This is a genomic window from Pseudomonas sp. GW456-L13 (genome assembly GCF_017350115.1).
GTDB lineage: Bacteria > Pseudomonadota > Gammaproteobacteria > Pseudomonadales > Pseudomonadaceae > Aquipseudomonas > Aquipseudomonas jessenii.
In genome coordinates this window covers 626,102-640,668 of record NZ_JACNAS010000002.1, presented here as the reverse complement: position 1 = coordinate 640,668, position 14,567 = coordinate 626,102, and the positions used below count along the sequence as shown (strand labels likewise).

The 14,567-nt window shown below is 62.1% G+C and carries 11 protein-coding genes; 7 read left to right on the top strand and 4 right to left on the bottom strand.

Annotated elements, in window-relative coordinates; all coding sequences use genetic code 11:
• Nucleotides 1–37: 37 nt before the first annotated feature.
• The 4 genes from J4D25_RS16925 to J4D25_RS16910 all read right to left on the bottom strand — a co-directional run bounded on the left by J4D25_RS16925 (nt 38) and on the right by J4D25_RS16910 (nt 4,427).
• Entirely contained in the window at nt 38–1,585 is a 1,548-nt protein-coding gene (locus J4D25_RS16925; RefSeq protein WP_057713910.1) for an amino acid ABC transporter permease/ATP-binding protein, read from the bottom strand.
• A 64-nt stretch (nt 1,586–1,649) separates the two neighbouring features.
• Complete coding sequence (locus tag J4D25_RS16920) at nt 1,650–2,444, bottom strand: ABC transporter substrate-binding protein (protein WP_057713911.1); 795 nt, start codon at nt 2,442–2,444, stop codon at nt 1,650–1,652.
• Nucleotides 2,445–2,490: 46 nt separating this feature from the next.
• Nucleotides 2,491–3,561, bottom strand: a complete 1,071-nt coding sequence (locus J4D25_RS16915; RefSeq protein WP_057713912.1) for an isopenicillin N synthase family oxygenase — start codon at nt 3,559–3,561, stop codon at nt 2,491–2,493.
• Between the two features lie 14 nt (nt 3,562–3,575).
• The gene (locus tag J4D25_RS16910; protein ID WP_057713913.1) at nt 3,576–4,427 is read right to left on the bottom strand and encodes a sugar phosphate isomerase/epimerase; all 852 of its coding nucleotides are present in this window, start codon (nt 4,425–4,427) and stop codon (nt 3,576–3,578) included.
• A gap of 563 nt (nt 4,428–4,990) precedes the next feature.
• On the opposite strand from J4D25_RS16910, the gene J4D25_RS16905 reads away from it, so the two are divergent.
• The 7 genes from J4D25_RS16905 to J4D25_RS16875 all read left to right on the top strand — a co-directional run bounded on the left by J4D25_RS16905 (nt 4,991) and on the right by J4D25_RS16875 (nt 14,539).
• The gene (locus tag J4D25_RS16905; RefSeq protein WP_057713914.1) at nt 4,991–6,301 is read left to right on the top strand and encodes an MFS transporter; all 1,311 of its coding nucleotides are present in this window, start codon (nt 4,991–4,993) and stop codon (nt 6,299–6,301) included.
• Between the two features lie 25 nt (nt 6,302–6,326).
• Nucleotides 6,327–7,556, top strand: a complete 1,230-nt coding sequence (locus J4D25_RS16900; protein ID WP_057713915.1) for a Zn-dependent hydrolase — start codon at nt 6,327–6,329, stop codon at nt 7,554–7,556.
• A 151-nt stretch (nt 7,557–7,707) separates the two neighbouring features.
• Nucleotides 7,708–8,733, top strand: a complete 1,026-nt coding sequence (locus tag J4D25_RS16895) for a histone deacetylase family protein (RefSeq protein ID WP_057713916.1) — start codon at nt 7,708–7,710, stop codon at nt 8,731–8,733.
• A 221-nt stretch (nt 8,734–8,954) separates the two neighbouring features.
• Nucleotides 8,955–10,859 (top strand): sigma-54-dependent Fis family transcriptional regulator, encoded by a 1,905-nt coding sequence (locus J4D25_RS16890; RefSeq protein ID WP_057713917.1) that lies wholly within the window; start codon nt 8,955–8,957, stop codon nt 10,857–10,859.
• The gene (locus J4D25_RS16885; protein WP_057713918.1) at nt 10,859–12,577 is read left to right on the top strand and encodes an ABC transporter ATP-binding protein; all 1,719 of its coding nucleotides are present in this window, start codon (nt 10,859–10,861) and stop codon (nt 12,575–12,577) included. The genes J4D25_RS16890 and J4D25_RS16885 overlap by 1 nt, the downstream gene beginning before the upstream one ends.
• Entirely contained in the window at nt 12,567–13,244 is a 678-nt protein-coding gene (locus J4D25_RS16880) for a S8 family serine peptidase (protein ID WP_057713919.1), read from the top strand. Before J4D25_RS16885 ends, J4D25_RS16880 begins: the two co-directional genes overlap by 11 nt.
• A complete protein-coding gene (locus J4D25_RS16875) occupies nt 13,241–14,539 on the top strand; it encodes a lycopene cyclase family protein (RefSeq protein WP_057713920.1) in 1,299 nt (432 codons plus the stop codon). Before J4D25_RS16880 ends, J4D25_RS16875 begins: the two co-directional genes overlap by 4 nt.
• The last annotated feature ends 28 nt before the right edge of the window (nt 14,540–14,567 follow it).

Genomic DNA, 14,567 nt, shown 5'->3' with positions numbered 1-14,567 from the left:
CCTGAAAGAAGAAAGCTCAAAGAAAGTAGTTGCCTATTCATGCATGATCCACCGTTGCAGACCGGCTTGGCGATCGAGCACTGATGCCCATGAAGCGCCGCACTCGTTCTCCTTCGGCATCGCATCGTATGGTTTCAGGTGCGGCATCCAGTTGGATATTACCGTTCTCCATGAATACGACCCGGTCGGATATCGACATGGCAAAGTCCATTTCGTGGGTCACGATCAGCATGGTCATGCCTTCTTTGGCCAGGTCGCGGATCACGTTCAGCACGTCGTTGACCAGTTCCGGGTCGAGGGCCGAGGTCGGCTCGTCGAACAGCATGATCTGCGGTTCCATCGCCAGGGCTCGAGCGATCGCCACACGCTGTTGCTGCCCACCGGAGAGCTGGTGCGGGTACTTGTGGGCATGGGCCAGCAGGCCGACCTTGTCCAGTAGCGCATAGGCACGATGTTCACTCAGCTCGCCCGGCTGGCCATGGTAACGGGGCGCCAGGGTGACGTTGTCGAGAATGGTGCGGTGCGGGAACAGGTTGAAGTTCTGGAACACCATGCCGATGTGCCGCACGCCTTTGCGCAGGCGGGTGCTGTTGGGTTTGTCCGACGCTTCGATGAATTTTTCGCCGAACAACAGAATGTCGCCGGTATCGATGGTTTCCAGGCCGTTGACGGTGCGGATCAGCGACGTCTTGCCGGAGCCGGATGGCCCGATGATCGAGACCACCTGGCCGTACTCGACATTCAGGTCGATGCCCATCAGCACCTGGTGGGTGCCATAGCTTTTCTGGATGTTCTTCAGTTGCAGGATGGGCGTCGCATTGTTGCCTGCCGCTTTGCGCGCAGTGTCGGGCAATGCTTCGGCGCTGGCCCTGAAGTTGGCTATGGCGGCCGCGTCGAGTGTGTGAGGCTTGCGGAAGTTCAGGTCCAGGTAGCGCTCCAGGCGCTGCAGGAAAAAACCGAACACGGTGACGATCAACACGTAATAGACGCCTACCGCCGCCAGGGTTTCCATGACCAGAAAGTTGGTGGCATAGAGGCGTTGGCCGACCGTGAGGATTTCGGTCAGGGAGATGACCGAGACCAGCGATGTCAGCTTGACCACCGTGATGTATTCATTGATCAGCGTGGGCAGCGAAATACGGAATGCCTGGGGGATCACGATCAAGCGTTGCATGCCGAACAGGCCGATACCCAGCGCGCGCCCGGCTTCCTTCTGGCCTTTGGCCACGGAGATCAGGCCACCACGATGGATTTCCGCCATGTACGCCGCTTCAGTGACCACCAGGGCCAGCAGGCCCGAGTAGAAGGGGTTGGACAGAATCGGTCCGCTACCGGGAAACAGTTGCGGCAGGTTGTAGACGAAGACCACCAGCACCAGCAACGGAATGCTGCGGAAGAACCAGATGTAGACCGCTGCGGGAATGCGCAGCAAGGGCGTGTGGGACAGCTTGGCCGTGGCCAGGACAAAACCCAGCAGCATGCCGATGAACCAGGCCAGGGCGCTGAGCTGGACCACCGTTACGCAGGCCTTCCAGAAGTCCGGCAGGGAGAACAGGGACAGGAAATATGACCAATCGAATTGCATGGGGCACCTCGATCTGCCGCCCCGGTGCAGGGGAGGCAGATGACCAGACTACAAGGACAGGTTCTTAATTGGCAGTCGGTTCTTCCAAGCCATATTTCTGGAGAATTGCGGCGTATTCACCGCTCTTTTTGCTCTCCTCGAAGGCCTTTTGCACGGCCTGGAAGGTTTCGTCGTTACCTTTTTTGACGAAGATGCCCAGGGTTTGCTGATAAATCGGATGCTCGGTGGTGATCACTACCCGGCCGTTGGTCTTTTCCGCGATCATTTTTGCCGCGCCGGCGATTTCAACCTGGGCCTGAATGTTCCTGGACAACAAGGCCTGGGTCACTTCGGGGGCCGAAGGGTACTCGCTGACGGTGATGGCGCCTTTGTTGTTCGGCACGCAGTAGTCGTCGGAGAGCTTCTTGAATTCCTTGACCCAGGTGGTGCCCTGTTCCAGGCCCAGTTTCAGGCCGCACAGATCTTCAGGCTTCTTCGCATTGATCTCGCTGCCCTTGGGCACCATGACCGCGGCACCGGTGTTGGCGTAGGCGATGGTCTGGGCCTGAGTCTGGCGCTCAGGCGTGATGTACATGCCGGAAATGACTGCGTCGTACTTGCCGGAGTTCAAGCCCAGGATCAGGCTTGGGAACTTGGTGTCGACGAACTCCACCTTGGCGTTCATGTGTTTGGCCAGTGCCGTTGCCAGTTCGGGGTCCGAACCCACCACGTTTTTGTCCTTGTCATAGGACTCAAAGGGAGGGTAGGTGATCTCCATGCCGACCTTGAACGTGTCTGCCGCGGCCATGCTCACCGAGGCACCGAACATACCGGCTGCCAATACAGCCAGGCTCAAAAGGTTTTTCTTATTGTTTTTCATGATGTACTGACTCCGGCGTAGGTAGGGGGTTAGCTGAAAACTTCAATCAGGACGGTTGAGCCTGATTTTTCAAATGTCCGAAACTGGCGGGCTTGCGTGCCTTGCCTGGCAGTTGAACTTCCCCGTTGGCCACCCTCTGGCGCAGATACTGATAGGTCTGCAGCGCCTGGCCATACATGTGTTCGCCGATGGTGATTTCTTCGTAGTCGTTGCCTGCCTGTGCGAACCCGGGCAGTGGTTTGATCTGGGTGTGATAGTCGCAGGCATAAAACAGCGGAAAGGAATAACGTTCCTCCTTCACGCTGCGCACCCGGTGCGCGGTGGCAACGAATGCGCCTGCGGTCATCACTTCCAGCATGTCGCCGATGTTGACCACAAAGGCATCGGCAATCGGTGGTGCATCGATCCATTGGCCAAGGTTGTTCATCACCTCAAGGCCTGGTTTGTCGGCCAAAAGGATGGTGAAACACTCGTAATCAGTATGGGCTCCAAGACCCGGTGCGTCATGGGCGGCACCGTCGAAGGGGTAGTGGATGAGGCGCAGCTTGGACGGGGGACGGGTGACCAGGCTGTCGAAATAGTTTTCTTCCAGGCCCAGGGTCAGGGCGAAGCCGCCGAACAGGCGCCGGCCCAAGGCGAAGATGGCTTCATAGTAGGCCTGCACCGACGCCTTGAAGCCTTGCAGCTGCGGCCAGTCATTGGGCCCCAGCAATGGCGTGTTGGTCAGCACCAGCGGGTCATCGGCCGGGACTTCGAAGCCGACGTCAAAGGCTTCCTTGTGGTCCGGCTTGCCCTTGGAATAGACCTCTTCGCCTTCGGGCACAAATCCCTTGTGGGTTTGGGAGGTGCCGATGTAGTGCTGCATCTTGGTGTCGAAGGGTTGGTCGAAAAAGTCCTTGGCAGCCTGGCGCAGGTTGGCGATCAGTTGCGGGTCGATACCGTGATGGGTGATGTAGAGGAACCCGACCTCGCTGGCGGCGCGCCCCAATTGTTCGGCCACGGCCAGGCGGTGTTCCAGTTCAACGCTGAACAGACCGGCGATATTGACCTCCGGGATGCTGTTGAAGTTGGCTTTGTGTGTGTCAGTGCTGGCGCTGTTGTTTTTATTGTCAGGCATGACGCATCGGCTCCCTAAGGATGGCTTGAGTGGCTGAAACGGTCGAAGTGTTCGCGCTCGGTCTGGCCCATCCACACGTTCAACGACCATAGGTCGGCGACCGGGACATTGGTGAAGGGCAAATGATGCAGGTAGCCGTCGGCGCCGAATTCCGGGGTCAGGGTGCTGACCTGGTAACCGCGGGCTTGCTGCGAGCGCCAGATGCTTTCCCAGTGCTGCTGATGGAAAGCCAGTTCTTTTGCATATTCGGGAGCTGCCGGGTGCGGAACCTGCGGGCCCTGGTCGTAACCGACCCGGGCCTGGATATGGTGAACCCGCTCGATGAAAGCGCTCAGGTCATCGGCCGGGTCATTCAACAGGCGTTCGCAGGTCACGACCCAGTGGCTGATGTCACTGGTGAACAACAGATCGGGCAGTTGCCGGATCAACTCCAGGGTCACCCAGGGGTTGAACAGCGAACGCGAACGGTGGGTTTCGAAACTGCAGACCTGGCCGTGCTTGCGCGCCAGATCCAGCGCCTGGCCGAAAAACTCCACTTGCTGTGGCAAGGACCAGCGGTCATTGCCCGCCAGCACGTTGACGAAGCGTGGGCCGAGTTCAGCGGCCCAGGCGAGTTTCTGGTCGAGGTCATTGAGGTGAATGGCGGGGGACGCAGACTGGTCCGGCAGCACGTCATACGCGGTGAAGACTGTGCTGATATAGCCCAGGCGATTGGCCTGGAGAAAGGCGCCAAACTCGGTCCGTTCACGGGCGTCCAGTGGCAGGCGTGCTTCCATGCCATCAAAGCCCGCTTGCAGCAACTCCTCGAGTGCCTGAGCCTTGCTGGCGGTGTAACCCCACAGCGTGCGAAAAATTTCCAGCTTCATCGGTGATCCTCAAAAATCCCAAGGCCTACTGCAAAAGCACTTCGACGGCGCCAGGCTGCCAAGAGGCAGGTTCGCTGTGGAGCCGATGTTAGGCACAGGCCGCGCGCTGAAAGAATCTGAAAGTTCAAATGAATACTTCAGACTTTCATTAACAAATAGCTTGCTACTTATAGCGCTGGCCAGGAGGGATTTTATGGGCGAGAACGTGTCTGCGTTGGCTATTAGCGAGAGATGCCATTGTTACGACATCATTTTGAGGAGTCCCAAGCTACCCCCGGGCCGATGAGGGTTCGCTTTTGATCGATTGCTGCCTGTCGAGAAGAGCCGCGACCTGTAACTGACATTGCAGCCCCCCGTTTACATTCTGCTCGACGCCTGTGCGTTGCACATCGCATTCGACTGCCACCCTCAATTATAAGTTGTGTTAATAATTCGAATAATAAATAGAAAATTGACTAATCATGGCCCGGGAACGAAAAATCATCCCCAGACCGGCGCCGCCAGAGCGCCGCGGATTTGCCGTTTCTCTCCTGCCAGAAAAATAACCAAAGGAGCCCGACCCCATGAAGCCTCAAGCTTCGTCCCAGCCGCGCCGTGCGGCCGCCGCTGCCTTCATTGGCACCATGATCGAGTGGTACGACTTTTACATCTACGCCACCGCCGCCGCGCTGGTGTTCGGTGCGCTGTTCTTCCCCTCGGACGACAAGCTGTTCAGCACCATGGCCGCTTTCGGCACCTTCGCCGTGGGTTTCTTTGCGCGGCCGTTGGGCGGGATTGTCTTCGGTCATATCGGTGACCGCATCGGCCGCAAGAAGTCGCTGATCATCACCTTGTTGATGATGGGCGTGGTCACGGTGTGCATCGGCTTGCTGCCGACTTACGCGCAAATCGGCGCCGCTGCCCCGGTGCTGCTGATTCTGTTGCGCATCGTCCAGGGCATTGCCGTGGGTGGCGAGTGGGGCGGGGCGGTGCTGATGGCCGGCGAGCATGCGCCGAAAGGCCGGCGCAATTTCTTCGCCTCGTTTGCGCAACTGGGCAGCCCGGCGGGTTTGATCCTGTCGCTGCTGGCCTTCAGCGCCGTCACCCGTCTGCCGGAAGAAGACCTGATGAGCTGGGGCTGGCGCCTGCCGTTCCTCGCCAGTTCGCTGTTGCTGCTGGTGGGCCTGGCGATTCGCCTGGGGGTCAATGAGTCGCCGGAGTTTCTTGCCAGCCGCGAATTGGCGAGCAAAAACAAACGCAAGGAGCAGGCGCCGGTCATGGAAGTGCTGCGCACCGCGTGGCGTCCATTGTTGCTGTGCATCGGCGCCAACACCCTGGGGATCGCCGGGGTGTATTTCACCAACACCTTCATGATCGCCTACACCACTCAGCAACTGGAACTGCCGCGCTCGCTGATCCTTGAGTGTCTGTTTGTCGTCGCGATCATCCAGTTCTGCATCCAACCGCTGGCGGCCTGGGTCGCCGAGAAGATTGGCGCCACCCGCTTCCTGTGTCTGGTGTCGCTGCTGGCGATGGCTTCGCCGTACCCGATGTTCGTGCTGGTCAGTTCGGCCCAGGCGCCGCTGATCATCCTCGGCATTGCGTTGGCGGTGGTGTGCATGGCGTCGTTCTACGCGGTAATCGCCGGCTACGTCAGCGGCATGTTCGAGACCCGCGTGCGCTACACCGCGATCTCTCTGGCGTACCAGATTTGCGGCGCTGTGGCCGGTGGCCTGACGCCACTGATCGGCACGCTGCTGGCACACAGGTTCGTCGGCCAGTGGTGGCCGATGGCGGTGTTCTACAGCCTGATCGCCGCGACTTCGCTGCTGTGTGTGCTGTCCCTTGCCCGTCGGCATGCCAGCGCTGAACGCCTGGAACTGGCCAAAGCCTGACCCCTGAATTTTCCTGGAGAAACACATGTTGAAGATCAATGGCGAACGCCTCTGGGCGAGTCTGATGGCGATGGCCGAAATCGGCGCCACCGCCCGTGGCGGCAGCTGCCGCCTGGCCCTGAGCGACGAGGACAAGGCCGGTCGGGAACTCTTTGCCCACTGGTGCCGCGAAGCCGGCATGACCCTGAGCGTGGATGCCATCGGCAACCTGTTTGCCCGCCGCGCCGGCACCGATCCTGATGCCGCGCCGGTGATGATGGGCAGCCACCTCGACACCCAGCCCGAAGGCGGGCGTTTCGACGGCGTGTACGGCGTGCTCGCCGGTCTGGAAGTGGTGCGCTGCCTGAACGATCTGGGCATCCAGACCCGCAAGCCGCTGGAAGTGGCGGTGTGGACCAACGAAGAAGGCGCACGCTTCACCCCGGCGATGTTCGGCTCGGCGGTGTTCACCGGGATCATGGATCTGGACGCTGCGCTGGCGGTGCGCGATATCGATGGGATCAGCGTCGCCGAGGCGTTGCAACGTACCGGTTATGCCGGCGAGCGCCCGCTCGGCGGCGCGGTGGATGCGTACTTTGAAGCCCACATCGAGCAAGGGCCGATCCTCGAAGACAACGCCAAGAGCATCGGCGTCGTCAGTGGCGGCCAGGCGATTCGCTGGCTCGACGTACGGGTCGAAGGCATGGCGGCCCACGCCGGCACCACGCCTATGCCGCTGCGCAAGGACGCCTTGTACGGCGTGGCGCAGATGATCCAGGCCATCGAAGTCCTGGCGGCGGACTTCGCTCCCGAAGGCCTGACCACGGTCGGTGAATTGAGCATCAACAAATCGTCGCGCAATACCATTCCGGGGCTGGTGAACTTCACCGTCGACCTGCGTCATCACCGTGATGAAACCATCGAGACCATGGAACAAAAGGTCCGTGCGCGGCTTCAGGCGATTGCCGACGCTCGCGGTTTGAAACTGGCGATCACCCCGCACTGGATCAGCCCGGCGACGCCGTTCGACGTGGACTGCGTGGCGGCGGTGCAACAGGCCGTGGACGCCCTGGGCTACGCTCAACAATCGATTGTCAGCGGCGCCGGACATGATGCGATCCACCTGGCGCGGTACTGCCCGACAGCGATGGTGTTCATCCCGTGCGTGGGCGGCCTGAGCCATAACGAAGCGGAAGATGTGCTGCCCGAGGATGTGCGCCAGGGCACCGATGTGTTGCTCAATGCCGTATTGGCCCGCGCGGTAAAAACTGAATAAACGCAGTCAATGTGGGAGCGAGCTTGCTCGCGATAGCGGTGGATCAGTCGCCATGAATGTTGAATGTGCTGACCTCATCGCGAGCAAGCACGCTCCCACAGTGGGGCGCGGCTGGGTTCAAGATCCAAGTTAACTGACAGGTATTCACTCCATGCGCAGTTTTTTCCATCCCGAACAATTGCTCCACCACCCACGCAGCTACTACTCCCGTGGCCAGATGCGCACGCCGCAGGAAGTACCGGAGCGTGCGCAGCGCCTGGTGCAGGCGTCTCACGCGTTGGGTTTTGCCGTTGAGCAACCGAACGATGCCGGGCTCGATCCGCTGCTGGCGGTGCATGGGGCACCGTACCTGGCGTTCCTGCAGGAAGCCCATCAGCGCTGGAAAGAGATTCCCGAGGATTGGGGCGACGAGGTGATGTCGAACATCTTTGTCCGCGAACCCAATGCCCTGCGCGGGATTCTCGCGCAAGCGGCGCGCTATCTGGCCGATGGCAGTTGCCCGGTGGGCGAGCAGACCTGGCGTTCGGCCTACTGGTCGGCGCAAAGCGCCATCGCCGGTGCCCGGGCTTTGCTCGATGGCGAGCCGGCAGCCTATGCCCTGTGCCGGCCACCGGGTCACCACGCCCGGGCCGAAGCGGCGGGTGGTTTCTGTTATGTGAACAACGCGGCGGTGGCGGCGCAGGTATTGCGCGCCGGTTTTTCGCGGGTAGCGGTGCTGGATACCGACATGCACCACGGCCAGGGTATTCAGGAGATTTTCTACGACCGCGATGACGTGCTCTACGTGTCGGTGCACGGCGATCCGACCAACTTCTATCCGGGGGTCGCAGGTTTTGCCGAAGAGCGTGGTGTCGGTGCAGGCGAGGGTTTCAACCTCAACCTGCCGATGGCCCATGGCGCCAGCGAGGCGGTTTTTCTCGGGCAATTGGAAGTAGCGCTGAAGGCGCTGAAGGACTTCGGCGCCGAGGTGCTGGTGCTGTCCCTGGGCTTCGATATTTTCGAGCTGGACCCGCAAAGCAAAGTAGCGGTGACCCGCGAAGGGTTTGCCCTGCTCGGTGAGCGCATTCGCAGCCTCGGGTTGCCGTGCCTGATTGTGCAGGAGGGCGGGTATCACCTGGAGAGCCTGGAGGATAATGCCCGGGCGTTTTTTGTGAATGCCGAGGTGTGGCAGCTCTGAGTTGTGGCGAGGGGGCTTGCCCCCGTAGGGCTGCGCAGCAGCCCCAAAACTAGCGACCTTGTATTCCTGCAAATACGACGTTCGTCGGTTTACGACTGCTGCGCAGCCGAACGGGGGCAAGCCCCCTCGCCACAGGACTTGCCATAGCCCTGACGTTAACGTAAAGATTGCTCCAGGGCGCCGACGTATGAAGGCGCAGGGTGGATGACCCGGAGCGCTTGATGACGCCAATAAAAACAAACTCCCCCAAACTGCATCGCGAAGCCCGGCTGGCTCGGGAAAAGTTGCACCTGGAAGGCGAAGTGCCGGATGGCGTCCTGCGTGCGGAAATCGATGCCTCGTGGCGACGCAGTCTCAGCCATGGCGTGCATTTCAATGCCAAGCATGAGCTGGCGCTGGAATCGAGTGCCAGCCTCGACGTGTTGCTGGCCAGCAACCGCTTGCTGATCGACGCCGCGTTGCCGGCCATCGATTACCTGGCCGAGCGTCAGGGCAAGGAAGGGCTGATCATCCTCGCCAACTCCGACGCCACCATCCTCGCCGTCGAAGGCCGCGCCGACCGTCTCAAGGGCAGCGGCCTGCAGGACATTACCCTCGGCACCTGCTGGAGCGAAGCGGTTCGCGGCACCAACGCCCTGGGCACGGCACTGGTGGAAGCCCGGCCGACCCTGATCGATTGCGGCGAACATTACCTGGATCGCCTCAGTGATTTTTCCTGCACTTCAGTGCCGATCCATTGCCCCCAGGGTGACATTCTCGGCGTCCTCGACCTGACCCGCGAAGGCCCGCTCGGCCGTGCCCACGACAGCACTGCGCTGCTGGCCATGGCGGTCAGCCAGATCGAAAGCCGAGTGTTCAACGCCAGTTATCCGGACGAAATCGTCCTGGCCTTCCACAGCCGCAGGCAATATCTGGAATCCCCGTGGCAAGGCCTGCTGGCCGTGAGCCTCGGCGGGCAGATCCTGGCGGTCAGCGCCCAGGCCTGCCAGTTGCTCCACGCCGAGCGCTCGGCCCTGGTCGGTCGGCGCTGCGAAGAGTTTCTCGGAGTCGACGGCCTGCAATTGTTGGCGCGTCTGCATCAGGGTGGAGCCGGCAGCCTGCAAACCGCCAAGGGTGAATTCTTCTACAAGACCCTGCGCGCGCCGCAACGCTCGATCAACGTCAGCAGCCCGCCGCGCACAGTCGCGAAACCGGCCAAGGCGCAACCGGACCTGGAAGCGCTGGCCGGCAGCAATACCCGCTACGCCCGTGCCTTGCGCATGGCCCGTCAAGGCCTGGCCAATGAACTGCCGGTCCTGTTACTGGGCGAAACCGGCACCGGTAAAGAGGTGATCGCCCGCGCCCTGCACATGGCCGGAGCGCGCTGCGACAAACCCTTCGTGGCGGTGAACTGCGCGGCCATTCCCGAAGGCCTGATCGAGTCCGAACTGTTCGGCTATCGTGAAGGCGCGTTCACCGGTTCACGCCGGGGCGGCATGGTCGGGCGTTTGCAGCAGGCCCATGGCGGCACCTTGTTCCTCGATGAAATCGGCGACATGCCTTTGGCTTTGCAGGCCCGGTTGTTGCGGGTGCTGCAGGATCGCAAGGTCGCGCCCCTGGGTGCAGGCGAAGAGCAGGACATCGACGTCGCGCTGATCTGCGCCACCCACCGCGACCTCAAGCGTCTGGTGGAAGAAAAACACTTTCGCGAGGACCTGTTCTACCGGGTCAATGGCATCAGCGTGATGCTTCCGGCCCTGCGCGAACGCGAAGATTTCGGCGCGCTCGTCACTCGCATGCTGACGACATTGGGCGCACCCGCCGTGGTCCTGCACGATGATCTCGATCGCTTGCTCAACGGTTATCAGTGGCCGGGCAACATCCGCCAACTGGAGATGGTCCTGCGCACCGCGCTGGCCATGCGCGAACCGGGCGACACCGTGCTGACCCTCGACCACTTGCCCGACAGCATGCTCGACGAGTTGACCACCAGCGAACGGCCCCAGGCCGGCAGCATCCGGGAAAACGAACTGGAGCTGATCCGTCAGTCCCTGGACACGCACCAGGGCAATGTCTCGGCCGCCGCCGACGCTCTGGGCATCAGCCGCGCGACGCTTTATCGCAAGCTCAAACAGTTGCGTTCGTGATGCAGCGCTTGATCGTTCGGCTGATCGACAGCCAGAACCCCGAGGCTCTGCAAGCGGCATTGCGTTGGCTGTACAGCTTCGTGCGACCCCATCGCCTGGCGATTGCCGGGCTGCTGGGTTTGTCGGTCTGCGCCTCGGCGCTGGTGCTGGTGCAGCCGTGGCTGACCAAACTGCTGATCGACGATGGCCTGTTGGCGCGCAACTTCCCGATGCTGGTCATGATCGCCGGGCTGATGATCGTTGCCGGGTTGCTGGGCACGGCACTTTCGGGCATCAACCGCTACCTGCACACGCGACTGTCCGGGCGCATGCTGTTTGCCCTGCGCGATGACCTGTACCGGCATTTGCAAACCCTGTCGCCGAGCTTTTACGGCCAGCGGCGTATCGGCGACCTGATGTCGCGCCTCGATGGCGATGTCGCGGAAATCCAGCGGTTCGCCGTGGACTCGCTGTTCTCGGCCGTGTCCAGCGTGATCGGCCTGGTGGTGGCCGTGGCGATGCTGTTGACCTTGTCCTGGAAACTCTCGTTGCTGGCCCTGGTGCTGATTCCCCTCGACGTGCTCTGGCTGCGCTGGATGCGGCGCAAGGTGGAGCGCGATGTGCGGCAGTTGCGCGAGCGTTCGGCGGACATGTCGTCGTTCATGGTCGAGACGTTGCCGGTGATGAAGTTCATCCAGTCCGCCGGCCAGCAACAGCGCGAAGCGCGACGCCTCGAGACGCTGGGGCAGGGCTACATGAGCCAGTTGCTGCGCCTGCAAGTCACCGAGTTTTTCACCCAGGCCGTGCCCGGTACCCTGACCTCGCTGTCCCGCGCCTGCGCATTTCTGATCGGCGGTTACTGGGTGGTGCAGGGCACCTGGCAACTCGGCGCCCTGATTGCGTTTTCCACCTACCTGGGCATGGCCGTGGGGCCGGTGCAAAGCCTGCTCGGGCTCTACGTCGCGATCCAGCGGATGACCGTCAGCCTTGGCCGGGTCATGGAGTTGCGCGGCGAACAACCGACGGTGTTGACGCCCGCCACGCCAAGGGCAATGCCCACTGGCGGCGATCTCTGGTTCGACAACGTGCACTTCGCCCATCCCGGCCGCCAATCGACCCTGCGCGGCATCGAGGCGCGGATTCCCTACGGTATGAAAGTGGCCCTCAGCGGCGGCTCGGGCGTGGGAAAGTCCACCCTGATCGACCTGCTGCAACGTCATCACGATCCGCAATCGGGCCGGGTACTGCTGGGCGACGTCGATCTGCGCGAGCTGGATCTGTTCCAGTTGCGTCGGCGCATCGCCATCGTCAGCCAGGACATCGTGCTGTTTCGCGGCAGCCTCGCCGACAACCTGGCCTACGCGGCACCGGACGCCAGCCGCGAGGCGATTGCCGACGTGGCGCGACTGGCGCAACTCGACAGCCTGATCGAGTCCTTGCCCGAAGGTCTCGACAGTCCCTTGGGCGAGCGGGGCCAGCAGTTGTCCGGCGGGCAGAAACAACGCATCGCGATTGCCCGGGCACTGTTGCAGGACCCACTGATCCTGGTGCTCGATGAAGCCACGTCCGCAGTGGATGAAGCCACCGAACGCGAGGTCATCGACGCCATCGACCGCCTGTTTGCCGGACGTACGCGCATCCTGATCAGCCATCGCCCTTCAACCCTGGCCGACGCCGACCTGCGCTTCGAATTGCTCGACGGCGTACTGACCTCGAAAACGGTGCTGCATGAAACCTGAGTTGCGCATTGGTGTGGTGGACAGCGGTCACTCGGCGGCACAACGGGTGCAAGTGATCGCCGGTCGACGCTTTTCATTGCTCGAAGACGGCCTGGCCGAGGGTGACTTGCGCGAAGACCCGCTGGGGCATGGCAGTGCGGTGATCGAGGCCATTGGCCGGCGTGCACCCTCGGCGCTGTTTTGCGTGGCTCAGGTGTTCGACCAGCGGGGTGTCACCAGCGCCTTGCAGATCGCCTCGGCGATTGACTGGCTGCTGACGCAGGACGTGCGACTGATCAATTTGAGCCTTGGCCTGCGCCAGGATCGCAGCCTGTTGCGCGCGGCCTGCGCGGCGGCGGTGGCGCGGGGCGTGCTGCTGTGTGCGTCGAGCCCGGCCCAAGGGGAAGGGGTGTTTCCGGCGAACTATCCGCAGGTGTTGCGGGTGACCGGCGATGCGCGGTGCGCCGAGCACGAATGGTCGTGGCTCAACAGCGCCCAGGCGGATTTCGCCGCGTGTGTGCATGGCACCTACCCGGGGCAATCCGGGGCGAGCCTCGGTTGTGCCGCCTTGAGCGGACACATTGCCGGGTTCCTCGTCGAACAGCCTGGTGCCAGCAATGAGCAAGTCATCGAGTGGTTGCGCGAGCATGCCCGTTACCGTGGTCCTGAACGGCGTTTCGGGCCGTGAACGACATCGTCATTCTGGGCGCCGGCCCGGCGGGGGCCGCGGTCGCGCTGGGTTTGAAGCGGCTGGGCCATGGCGTCACGCTGATCAGCGAATGGCGCCGGTTTGCGGCGCTCGAAGGCGTGTCCGTACGGGTTCTCGAGGCTTTGCGCGGCGCGGGCCTGCACCAGGCGTTGGCGCAAGCAGCGCTGCCTTCTCAACGCCAGGTTAACTGGAATGGCCAGCAGCATGCGCAGAACATCGAATACTTGCTCGACCGTCCGCTGTTTGACCGAGGCCTGCGTGAGGATTTGCGCCTGGCGGGGGTCGAGTTGATCGAAGGCCGGGTGCTGACGGTTCAGTCATCGACCAATGGCCACCGAATCGAAATCGACGGCCGCGAACCACTGCTCGCGCCGTTTCTCGTAGAGGCCCGAGGACGACAGGCCCCCGCTATCGGCAAAGGCTTGCGTGGGCCCGAGACCGTCAGCTTGCTCAATCGCTGGCAGGGTTCGCCGGGCAGCACTGCCAGCGCAGTGGAAAGCCTTGAGGACGGTTGGGCGTGGATGGCGCGGCGCGCCGACGGCCAGTGTTACTGGCAATGGACGGTGGATGTGGCCAGTGCCGGGTTGCCGGGCAAGGCTATGTTGCTCGATTACTGCCGACAGCGGCGCGAGGGTTCGCGGCTGGCCACTGCATTTTTCGCTGGCGCAGCGCAAAGCGATCTACAACTGCACGCCCGCAGCAGCACGGCGATTCTGAGCCCGCAGGTGTGTGGCGAAAACTGGATTCGGGTCGGCGATGCGGCAATGGCGGTGGACCCATTGTCGGGCAACGGGATCTTTCAGTCCTTGTCTTCGGCGTTGCAGGCGCCTGCGGTGATCAACACGCTGCTGTGCAAACCCGAACGAACGGCTCTGGCCCAGCGTTTCCACCAGCAGCGGGTGGAGCAGTTGTTTTTGCGGTTTGCGCGGATCGGCCGGGATTTTTATGCCGATGAGCAACGCTGGCCGGACCAGCCGTTCTGGCAGGCACGGCGGAGCTGGCCGGATGCCGAGGTGGCCCATGCCGAGGCGGATTTCAATGCGCTGAGGATTGAACGGGCGCCGGTGTTGCGTGATGGACTGGTCGATGAAGCCGAGGTGGTGATCACGGTGGATCAACCGCTGGGTATCTGGCATGTGCATGGGGTTGAGGTGGCGGCGTTGGTGCAGAGGTTAAAGCAGGGAGAGCCGGCGGATCAGGTGTTGGCCGGGCTGACGGTGGAGCAGGGGCGGATGGTTCGCAGCTGGTTGCTGGGCCAGGGTTTCAAACCCTGAATGAAGAATGTCCGGATACGGCGAAAAA